Consider the following 10334-nt stretch of genomic DNA (forward strand, 5'->3'; position numbering starts at 1 on the left):
AACTTGCATGACGATTTGATGACAAGCGGCATGGCCGCCGGCGATCAGCCGATCGTGCCCCTGACGCCGCCGGTCTGGGCGCGGTCCATCAACAGATGGTCCAGGATCACGCAGGCCGCCATCGCCTCGGCGACGGGCACCGCCCGGATGCCGACGCAGGGATCATGTCGGCCCTTGGTGATCAGGTCTATCTCTTGCCCCTGGCGGTTGATGGTGCGGCGCGGTGTCGTGATCGAGGAAGTCGGCTTGACCGAAAAGCGGACCGTGATGTCCTGCCCGGTGCTGATCCCGCCCAGAATGCCGCCGGCATGGTTGGACAGAAAGCGCGGGCCGTCATTGCCCATGCGGATCTCGTCGGCATTGTCCGTTCCGGTCAGGGCAGCCGCAGCCATGCCTTCGCCGATCTCGACGCCCTTGACGGCGTTGATCGACATCATCGCGGCGGCCAGATCGGTGTCCAGTTTCGCATAGACCGGCGCGCCCAGCCCCGGCGGACAGCCGCGGATCATCACCTCGACCGCCGCACCGACACTGTTCTGATCCTTGCGGACGGTGTCGAGATAATCGCTCCAGGCATCGACGGCCGTCGCGTCGGGCAGGAAGAACGGATTTTCCCTGATGGCGGCGGCGTCGAACCGGCCGCGATCCAGATGCATCGCGCCCATCTGCACCATGTAGCCGATGATCCGCAGATCGGGCAGCAGCTGCGCCAGAACCGCCCGCGCCACGCCGCCCGCCGCCACCCGCGCCGCCGTCTCGCGCGCGCTGGAGCGACCGCCACCGCGATAATCGCGCAGACCGTATTTCTGATGATAGGTGATGTCGGCATGGCCGGGGCGAAAGCTGGTGGCGATCTGACCGTAATCCTTGCTGCGTTGATCGGTATTCTCGATCATCAGCTGGATCGGCGTGCCGGTCGTGCGGCCCTCGAAGGTGCCCGACAGGATACGGACCTGATCGGACTCGCGCCGCTGGGTCGTGTGTTTCGACGTTCCGGGGCGGCGGCGATCCAGGAATTGCTGGATGAAGGTCTCGTCCAGGGCCACGCCGGGGGGCGTGCCGTCCACCGTCGCGCCAAGGGCCGGACCGTGACTTTCGCCCCAGGTGGTGAACCGGAATTCGCGGCCGAAGGTGTTATAGCTCATGCTCGTTCTCCGGTCAGGGCTTTCAGTTCATAGATCAGGTCCAGGGCTTCGCGCGGGCTCAGCGCATCGGGATGGATGTCGCGCAGCCGCGCATCCAGCGGATCGTGCTTCGGCCTCGACGGCGCAGGTGCCGGCGCGGGCGGCACGGCGCGAAACAGCGGCAGTTCCTCGATCAGCGCGGCAGGCCGCGCCGCCCCCTCGCGTTCGCCCGATTCCAGGGCGTCCAGGACCGCGCGCGCGCGGTCCACGACCGAAGCCGGCAACCCCGCCAGCCGCGCCACCTGGACGCCATAGCTGCGGTCGGCCGCACCCTTGCGGACCTCGTGCAGAAAGATCACCTCGCCCTCCCATTCGCGCACAGCGACGGTGGCGTTCTCGACCCCCTCCAGCTTGGCGCTCAGCGCGGTCATCTCGTGGTAGTGGGTCGCGAACAGCGCCCGGCAGCGATTGACCTCGTGCAGATGCTCCATCACCGCCCAGGCGATGGAAAGCCCGTCCCAGGTCGCCGTCCCGCGCCCGATCTCGTCCAGGATCACCAGCGCATGATCGTCGGCCTGATTGAGAATCGCGGCGGTCTCGACCATTTCGACCATGAAGGTGGAACGGCCCCGCGCCAGATCGTCGGCGGCGCCGACACGACTGAAAAGCTGGCTGACCATGCCGATATGGGCATCGCGCGCGGGCACGAAGGCCCCGGCCTGCGCCAGCACGGCGATCAGCGCGTTCTGGCGCAGGAAGGTCGATTTGCCGGCCATGTTGGGCCCGGTCAGCAGCCAGATCGCGGGCGTCTCGGCGGCGGTCAGATCGCAGTCATTGGCGACGAATCCCTCTGTCCTGCGCTTCAGCGCATGTTCCACCACAGGGTGCCGGCCGCCCTCGATCCGAAAGGCGCGGCTGCCATCGACGCGGGGACGCACCCAGCCCTCGCCCGTCGCGATATCGGCGAAGGCGCCGGCAAGGTCGATCTCGGCCAGCGCGCGCGCCGCCTGCCCGATCCGCGGCGCATGATCCAGCACCGCGGCGCGAAGCCCATCGAAGATGCCGCGCTCGATTTCCAGCGCGCGGTCGCGGGCGTTGAGGATGCGCGTCTCCAGTTCCGAAAGCTCGACCGTGGTAAAGCGGATCTGGTTGGCGGTGGTCTGACGGTGGATGAAGGTGTCCGCCATCGCCAGCATCCGGTCGGCATGGGTGGTGGTGGTCTCGATGAAATATCCCAGCACGTTGTTGTGCCTGATCTTCAGGCTTTGCACCCCGGCCCTGGCGGCGTAATCGGCCTGCATCCCGGCGATCACGCCGCGCCCCTCGTCGCGCAGGCGGCGGGTCTGGTCCAGATCGGCGTCGTGACCGGGCGCGACGAAACCGCCATCGCGACCCAGCAGCGGCGGCTCGGCCACCAATGCCTGTTCCAGAAGATGGATCAAATCGTCATGTCCGGCCAGATCGCGTGCGGCGTCGCGCAGGATCGGCGCGACATCGCCGGACAGCCGCGCGGCGATCCGGGCACCCTGGGTCAGGCCGGCACGGATCGCGGCCAGATCGCGCGGTCCGCCCCGGTCCAGCGCCAGACGGGACAGGGCGCGGTCCATGTCGGGCACACGGGCCAGTGCCTCGCGCAGATCGGTCGCGAGGCGCGGATCATCGACCATTTGCGCCACCGCGTCGTGCCGCGCATGGATCAGCGCCAGATCGCGGCTGGGGGCGCTGATGCGGCGTTCCAGCAGCCGCGCCCCCGCCGCCGTGACGGTTCGGTCGATGGCAGCCAGCAGCGATCCCTCGCGCCCGCCCGACAAGGCCTGGGTCAATTCCAGATTGCGCCGGGTCGAGGCGTCGATCTGCATCGCGGCGCCGTGGCGTTCGCGCGCAGGCGGGCGCAACAGCGGCAACCTGCCTTTCTGCGTCATCTCCAGATACTCGACGATCGCCCCCATCGCCGACAGTTCCGCGCGCCCGAAGGTGCCGAATCCGTCCAGCGTCTCGACCCCGTAAAGCGCGCAGAGCCGACGAGCACCCGCGCCGCTGTCGAAGGCGCCGGCGTGACGATCGGTCAGGGCGGCGCCCGATTCCGCCGCCAGATCGCCGAGGCCCGCACCTTCGCAGGCCAGAATTTCACGCGGCGCAAGCCTGGCCAGTTCGGGTCCGAGGCGCGGCAGCGGACATTCCATTACCTGAAACGCGCCGGTCGAGATATCGACCCAGGCCAGTGCGCTGTCCTGGCGTACGGTCGCGAAGGCGGCCAGGAAATTGTGGCGCCGTGCCTCCAGCAGCGATTCCTCGGTCAGGGTACCGGGCGTGACCAGCCGCACCACGTCGCGGGCAACGACCGACTTGGACCCCCGTTTCCTGGCCTCGGCCGGATCTTCCATCTGTTCGGCGATGGCGACGCGGAACCCCTTGCGGATCAGCGTCAGCAGATAGCTTTCGGCGGCATGGACCGGCACCCCGCACATCGGGATGGGCTGGCCCTCATGGGTGCCGCGTTTCGTCAGCGCGATGTCCAGGGCGGCGGCGGCGGCCACGGCGTCGTCGAAGAACATCTCGTAGAAATCGCCCATGCGATAGAACAGAAGCGCGCCGGGATTGGCGTCCCGGATCGCCAGATACTGCGCCATCATCGGTGTGGGCTGATCGCTCATGCCGGTCCTTCGTCTGTCCTTGCCGGCGGTTCTATCCGCTTGCGCCGGGCTGTGGAACCACTACATTCAGACCCACCTCGGGGGGCCATACCGGCTGAGACGCGACGCGCGGACCCGTTGAACCTGATCCGGCTAACACCGGCGGAGGGAAGGTGACGCTGCCCTTTCTTTCGAAACCCCGTCTGAAAGGAGGCAGCGATGAAGAAGACCCTGATCCTCGCCCTGCTGGCCGCGACCCCCGCCGCCGCGCAGGACAAGCCCGTGCTGACCGTCTATGCCGGCGATTACATCGCCAGCGAATGGGGCCCCGGCCCCAGGATCGAAGAAGGGTTCGAGGCGTTCTGCGACTGCGACCTTCGTTTCGTGACCGGCGACATCCTGCCCCGTATTCTGATGGAGGGCGAAAACACCCAGGCCGACATCGTCTTCGGACTGAATACCGATGTCACGGCGCGGGCGCGCGCCTCGGGATTGTTCGCGCCGCATGGGCAGGATACCTCGGCCATGTCGATGCCGGTGGAATGGACCGATGACATCTTCCTGCCCTATAACTGGGGCGAGACGGCCTTTGTCTATGACGAGACGCGGCTGGACAATCCGCCGGCCAGTTTCGAAGACCTGCTGAACGCGCCCGACGATCTGAAGATCGTGATCCAGGATCCGCGCTCTTCCATTTCCGGCCTCGCGCTGCTGCTTTGGGTCAAGGCGGTTTATGGCGATGAGGCGCCCGAGGCATGGGCCCGGCTGGCGCCCAAGGTGCTGACGGTGACCAAGGGCTGGTCGGAAAGCTATGGCATGTTCACCGAGGGTGAGGCCGATATGGTGCTGTCCTACACCACCTCGCCCGCCTATCACATCGAGGCCGAAGACGATACGACCAAGCGCGCCGCGATCTTTCCCGAAGGTCATTATTTCATGGCCGAACTGGCCGCGCAGCTGAAAGGCACCGACCAGCCGGAACTGGCACAGAAATTCATGGACTGGATCCTGACCCCGGATTTTCAGAAGTCGATCCCGCTGGCGAACTGGTCGCTGCCCGCGAAACTGCCCGAGGCCGAATGGCCCAGGGTCATGCGAGAGCTGCCGCGCCCGGAAAAGACCCTGTTCTATTCCGAAGACGAGGCCGAGGCGCTTCGCAAACCGGCGCTGGATGAATGGCTGCGGGCATTCTCGCAATAAGACACCAGTCCGGCGGCGCGGCCGTCGCGGCCGGCCTGGGGACGCTGATCCTGGGCACCCTTGCGGCGGTCGCGTGGCAGGCACGTGGGCTGTCCGGGCTGGGCCCCTGGGATTGGCGGGCGGTCTGGTTCACGATCTGGCAGGCCGCGGTATCGGCGGGCCTGTCGGCGGCGCTGGCCATTCCGGTGGCCCGCGCGCTGGCCAGACGGCGCTTTCCGGGACGATCGGTTCTGGTCACGCTGCTGGGCGCGCCCTTCATCCTGCCCGTGATCGTCGCGATCATGGGACTGATCGCGGTCTTCGGCCGCAACGGCGCCATCAACGAGGGCCTGCGCGCGGCAGGCCTGCCGGAATTCAGTGTCTATGGCTGGCAGGGCATCATCCTGGCCCATGTCTTCTTCAACCTGCCGCTGTCGGTGCGCCTGATCCTGCAGGGCTGGCAGGCCATTCCGGCGGAACGATTTCGTCTGGCCGAAAGCCTGGGCTTCGCGCCCGCCGACATGGCGCGGCATCTGGAACGGCCGATGCTGCGCGGCGTGTTGCCGGGCGTCTGGCTGGCGGTGTTCCTGGTCTGCCTGACCAGCTTCACCGTCGCGCTGGCGCTTGGCGGCGGGCCTTCGGCCACGACCGTGGAACTGGCGATCTATCAGGCCTTCCGCTTTGATTTCGATCTGGGGCGGGCGGCGACGCTGGGTCTGATCCAGATCGGGTTGTCGATCGCGGCGATGACGCTGGCCCGCTGGATCGCCATCCCCGCTGCCTTCGGAACGGGGCTGGACGAGGCACAGGGTCCGCGCGGACCGGCGGGCTGGCGACTGGGCGCGGACGCGCTGTCGATCGCGCTGGCGGCGCTGTTCCTGTTGTGGCCGATCATCGGCGTGACGGTGCAGGGCCTACCTCGCATCCCCGCCCTGCCGCCCGAGGTCTGGGCCGCCGCGCTGCGATCGGTGATCATGGCGCTGGTTTCGGCCGTGCTGGCGCTGGCGCTGTGCCTGACCCTGGCGCTGGCCATCGCGCACGGTCGGGCCGGCTGGATCGAGACGGCCGGGATGCTGCCGATCGTCGCCTCGCCGCTGGTGCTGGGCACGGGGTTGTTCATCCTGCTGCGCGGCTGGGTCGCGCCCGGGGCGATGGCCCTGCCCGTCACCGTCGTCATCAACGCGATCATGGCGCTGCCTTTCGGCCTGCGCGCGCTGATTCCGGCGGCGCAGGCGCTGCGCGACGATTACGGCAGGCTGGGCGATTCGCTGGACATGCAGGGCCTCGCCCGGCTGCGCTATCTCACCCTGCCCCGTCTGGCCCGGCCGCTGGGCTTTGCCGGAGGGCTGGCTGCCGCGCTGGCGATGGGCGATCTTGGCGTCATCACCCTGTTCGCCACCGATCAACCGACCTTGCCGCTGAAACTGTATCAATTGATGAATTCATATCGCATGGCCGATGCCAGCGCCTGCGCGGTGCTGCTGATGGCAATCAGTTTCGCTCTGTTCTGGGCCTTCGACCGCGGAGGCCGCCTTGCTTGAACTTAGCGGGATCCGCATCAGTCGCGGCGATTTCGCCCTGTCGGCCGATCTGTCGGTGCCCGGCGGCGCGCGGGTCGCGATCCTCGGCCCGTCGGGTTCGGGGAAATCCACGCTGCTGTCGCTGATTGGCGGGTTCCTGTCACCCGATCAGGGGCATATCCGCTGGAACGGGCAGAATATCGATGCGCTGCCGCCCGGCCGTCGCCCGGTCTCGTTCCTGTTTCAGGACCAGAACCTGTTTCCCCATCTCAGCGTAGCGCAAAATGTGGGGCTGGGGCTGCGGGCCGATCTGCGGCTTTCGGACGAGCAGCGGGGCCGGGTCACACAAGTGCTGCGCGATGTCGGCCTGCCCGACCTGGCCCAGCGACGCCCCGCCAATCTGTCTGGCGGCCAACAAGGTCGGGTCGCGCTGGCCCGCGTTTTGCTGCGCGCGCGCCCGATCCTGCTGCTGGACGAGCCCTTCTCGGCCCTTGGTCCCGCCCTGAAATCCGATATGCTGCGACTGCTGGACCGGATCGCGACACAGACCGGGGCCACGGTGTTGATGGTGACGCACGATCCGCAGGACGCCCGTCATTTCGCGCCGGCCACAATCGTGATTGACAAGGGTGTCGCCCATCCGCCGGTCGAGACCGGCCCGCTTCTGGACCACCCGCCGCCCGGGTTGAAAGCCTATCTGGGCTGACCCGCGTCGCATCCCGCAGCGCCGATTTTCCTTCGGATGTCGTTCCATCGAAACTTGCAGATTTGAGATCCCTCCGGACATCGAAATGACCGGACCAGGGAATCGCCACGCTCAGGTCTGGTCGCCCAGCGATGCGATTTCCGAAAAATTGGCCGCGAAAAGTCGCAGCATTTACATGTTTTAAAATTCCCAGACGATCCATTTCTTGCATGATAATATAAAAATGGCGTCGCTTCCCAATATTAACGGGAAATTCACGCTCTTTTCACAGCGCCGAACCATTCAGGGTCACGGCATCAATCGGCCGGGGCAAATCATCGCCTCGGACAATGTGAAAAGGAGCAATGACATGCCAACGGGAACCAATGGCAACGACACCCTTCTGGGCACGGCCGCATCGGAATATTTCAACGGACTTGGGGGGAACGACCTGATCCTGACACGCGCGGGCAATGACCGCGCCTATGGCGGTTCGGGCAATGACCGGGTCTATGGCCAGGACGGAAACGACACCGTCGATGGCGGCACCGGAAACGATTATATCCATGGCGGCAACGGCAATGACAGCCTGGTCGGCGGTGGCGGTCGCGACACGATCTATGGCGGCGCCGGAAATGACCGCATCCGTTCCAGCGGACAGGGCGTCTATGACGGACAGGGCGGCAACGATTATATCTACGCCGCCTCCGGCACGCCCGAGACGCTGCGCGGCGGCGCCGGCGTCGACTGGCTGAACACCCGCCATTGGTCGGGCGACTACACCATCGACATGGTGACCGGTGCGACCAATTACGCCGGCGAAAGCTTCACCCAGTTCGAGAACCTCGTCACCGGCGCAGGCGATGACCGGATCACCGGCACGGCGGACGCCAACCGCATCTACACCTATGACGGAAACGATACCGTCGATGGCGGCACCGGAAACGATTATATCCACGGCGGCAACGGCAATGACAGCCTGGTCGGCGGTGGCGGTCGCGACACGATCTATGGCGGCGCCGGAAATGATGTCATCCGTTCCAGCGGCCAAGGCGTCTATGACGGCCAGGGCGGCAACGATATCGTCTATGCCGGACTGGGCACGCCCGAGACGCTGCGCGGCGGCGCAGGAACCGATATGCTGGACACGACCAGTTTCAGCGGCGACTACCGCGTCGACCTGGCCTCGGGTGCGACCAACTATGCCGGCGAAAGCTTCATCCAGTTCGAGAATCTGCGCGCGGGCAGTGGCGACGACACGCTGCTGGGGACCAATGATCGAAACGTCATGCAGGGCGGGAACGGCGATGATCGGATCTCGGGCCGTGACGGCAACGACTCGCTCTATGGGCAGAACGGCGACGATTATCTGGGCGGCGGCAGCGGCAACGACTACATGCGCGGCGGCAACGACAACGACCGGATGAGCGGGCATGGCGGAAATGACCGCATGTATGGCGATGCCGGCAATGACTGGATGGCGGGTCAGGATGGGGACGATTTGCTGAATGGCGGGTTGGGCGATGACACGCTGTCGGGCGGCGCCGGGGACGACGTGTTGATCGGCAGCACCGGGCGCGACGTGATGACGGGGGGCAGCGGCGAGGATGTGTTCCGCTTCTACAGCACCTCGGATTCGCCCTTCGGTGTCAGCACCACCTACGACCGGATCACGGATTTCCAGGGCGCGGGGATCAATTTCACCTTCGCCACGGAAGACAAGATCGATCTGTCCTCGATTGATGCCAACGTCAACCTTGCCGGGAACCAGGCCTTTGTTTTCACTGGCACAACCAGTGGCGGCGCGGGCACGATCTGGATGCAGGACGTAGGCGGAGAGACCTGGCTGCGGGTCAATACCGACAGCGATTCAACGCCCGAGATGACGGTCAGGATCGTCGATGGGACCGATACGGCCAGCGATTACTGGGCGGGCGATTTCGTCCTGTGATCGCGGGTTGAGATGACGCGGGCGCGGCCGGAAACGGCCGCGCCTTTCGGCTGTCCGGGGCCGCGCTGTGGGCCGCCGAACAGGGCGTCACGGCGCTTGCACACGACATGCACCGACCGCGCACATGATGGTCACCGGTCGTACACCGACAACGCGCGGCCGGTTAAGGGATGGTTAAGATCGCCCGCGCCAATCTGGCCCATCGGCGACAGGGCGAGATGGGCGCATGGCAGAGAGGATCACGAAGGCGGAAGAGGTCAGGCGGGCGAACCGCCACTACATGGCAGACGCGATGCGGATGCTGGAATGGGACCTGCACAGCGCGATCCTGCGCGAGATGCGGATCCCCGAAGAATGGCACGAGATCGCGCAGAAGAAACCCGGCCAGCGCAAGACGCGGGTGACGCTGCGGCTGGACCAGGATCTGGTGACCTTCTTCCGCAGCATGGGACCGGACTGGCAGGTGCGGGTGAACCACCTGATGTCGGTCTGGATGCATGCGCGGCTGGCCGGCCTGATCCAGGGCGGCGAGACGATGGATTACCTGGCGCGGCGCGAGGATCGGATGCTGGACGGCCGGCGCCCCGAATTCGGCGACATCCAGCATGACGAGGACGATCTGTGCGGCGTGGCCCCGGTCCCCGCCAACTGGGCCCGGATCGAGGCGGTGCCGATGCCCGAGCAGGGGATCAAGTCGAAGATAGGGCGGAAGGCGTTGTTCGAGGAGAGGAAGGCGCGGAACGGGATAGGGTGAGGTGAGGGGAGGGGTTTATCCCACCTTTGGCAGGGTTTGGTGGGGCGGAACCCCACTCTACGACGTCGGTAGGGTGCGTGTTTACACGCACCTTTGGCCGAGATGGTGCGCGCGAGCCCCCCTAAGCTATCTATGCTGCACTCTCTGTGGGGAGCTGGATCCCCAAAGTTGACAGCCTAATGTCCATTGCTTGGCGCGACACCTGAAAGCGCTTGGCAAGTGCATCAACTGACGCTGAATACTCGCACTCCCTACGAACAAGCGCAGCAGGCATCAGGATTGTCGCAGCAAGTCTATTGGCTTCGGCTTCCTCGCGGGAACTGATCTCGGTATTATAATACGCTCCCACTGAACCGCACCGGGTTTGCCGGAGGCTCCAACTCATGAGCAGGATGGAGCATCATGACAAAGACAACAAACAAGTATTCACCGGAAGTGCGCGAACGCGCTGTGCGGATGGTTTTGGATGGCGCAAGGCAGCATGAAAG

General features: G+C 65.8%; 8 protein-coding genes and 1 riboswitch. Of the genes, 5 read left to right on the forward strand and 3 right to left on the reverse strand.

The features are described 5' to 3' along the window. Positions 1 to 44: 44 nt before the first annotated feature. Positions 45 to 1145 (reverse strand): chorismate synthase, encoded by a 1101-nt coding sequence (gene aroC / locus AC13CR_RS06925; RefSeq protein WP_293767666.1) that lies wholly within the window; start codon positions 1143 to 1145, stop codon positions 45 to 47. Continuing rightward, the gene (mutS, locus tag AC13CR_RS06930; protein WP_292959168.1) at positions 1142 to 3778 is read right to left on the reverse strand and encodes a DNA mismatch repair protein MutS; all 2637 of its coding nucleotides are present in this window, start codon (positions 3776 to 3778) and stop codon (positions 1142 to 1144) included. Before mutS ends, aroC begins: the two co-directional genes overlap by 4 nt. Positions 3779 to 3846: 68 nt before the next feature. After that, positions 3847 to 3945, forward strand: a riboswitch (TPP riboswitch). Between the two features lie 31 nt (positions 3946 to 3976). On the opposite strand from mutS, the gene AC13CR_RS06935 reads away from it, so the two are divergent. The 5 genes from AC13CR_RS06935 to AC13CR_RS06955 all read left to right on the forward strand — a co-directional run bounded on the left by AC13CR_RS06935 (position 3977) and on the right by AC13CR_RS06955 (position 9846). Then, positions 3977 to 4957, forward strand: a complete 981-nt coding sequence (locus tag AC13CR_RS06935) for a thiamine ABC transporter substrate-binding protein (protein ID WP_292959169.1) — start codon at positions 3977 to 3979, stop codon at positions 4955 to 4957. Next, the gene (locus AC13CR_RS06940; protein ID WP_446233856.1) at positions 4933 to 6477 is read left to right on the forward strand and encodes a thiamine/thiamine pyrophosphate ABC transporter permease ThiP; all 1545 of its coding nucleotides are present in this window, start codon (positions 4933 to 4935) and stop codon (positions 6475 to 6477) included. Before AC13CR_RS06935 ends, AC13CR_RS06940 begins: the two co-directional genes overlap by 25 nt. Continuing rightward, positions 6470 to 7162 carry a thiamine ABC transporter ATP-binding protein gene (locus AC13CR_RS06945; RefSeq protein WP_292959171.1) on the forward strand — a complete coding sequence of 231 codons (693 nt, stop codon included), beginning with the start codon at positions 6470 to 6472 and terminating at the stop codon, positions 7160 to 7162. The genes AC13CR_RS06940 and AC13CR_RS06945 overlap by 8 nt, the downstream gene beginning before the upstream one ends. 349 nt (positions 7163 to 7511) lie before the next feature. After that, the gene (locus tag AC13CR_RS06950) at positions 7512 to 9092 is read left to right on the forward strand and encodes a calcium-binding protein (protein WP_293014457.1); all 1581 of its coding nucleotides are present in this window, start codon (positions 7512 to 7514) and stop codon (positions 9090 to 9092) included. Between the two features lie 226 nt (positions 9093 to 9318). Beyond that, positions 9319 to 9846 (forward strand): BrnA antitoxin family protein, encoded by a 528-nt coding sequence (locus tag AC13CR_RS06955; RefSeq protein WP_446237020.1) that lies wholly within the window; start codon positions 9319 to 9321, stop codon positions 9844 to 9846. A gap of 130 nt (positions 9847 to 9976) precedes the next feature. Here the strand turns inward: AC13CR_RS06955 and AC13CR_RS06960 are convergent, their stop codons facing one another. Then, entirely contained in the window at positions 9977 to 10231 is a 255-nt protein-coding gene (locus tag AC13CR_RS06960; RefSeq protein WP_367117756.1) for an ImmA/IrrE family metallo-endopeptidase, read from the reverse strand. Positions 10232 to 10334 lie beyond the last annotated feature (103 nt).

This window comes from Paracoccus sp. L-17, from assembly GCF_056857655.1.

Bases quoted from the DNA above. Each gene is read 5' to 3' on its own strand.
- aroC (WP_293767666.1), bottom strand. From the start codon at position 1,145: ATGAGCTATAACACCTTCGGCCGCGAATTCCGGTTCACCACCTGGGGC.
- mutS (WP_292959168.1), bottom strand. From the start codon at position 3,778: ATGAGCGATCAGCCCACACCGATGATGGCGCAGTATCTGGCGATCCGG.
- AC13CR_RS06935 (WP_292959169.1), top strand. From the start codon at position 3,977: ATGAAGAAGACCCTGATCCTCGCCCTGCTGGCCGCGACCCCCGCCGCC.
- AC13CR_RS06940 (WP_446233856.1), top strand. From the start codon at position 4,933: ATGGCTGCGGGCATTCTCGCAATAAGACACCAGTCCGGCGGCGCGGCC.
- AC13CR_RS06950 (WP_293014457.1), top strand. From the start codon at position 7,512: ATGCCAACGGGAACCAATGGCAACGACACCCTTCTGGGCACGGCCGCA.
- AC13CR_RS06955 (WP_446237020.1), top strand. From the start codon at position 9,319: ATGGCAGAGAGGATCACGAAGGCGGAAGAGGTCAGGCGGGCGAACCGC.
- AC13CR_RS06960 (WP_367117756.1), bottom strand. From the start codon at position 10,231: ATGAGTTGGAGCCTCCGGCAAACCCGGTGCGGTTCAGTGGGAGCGTAT.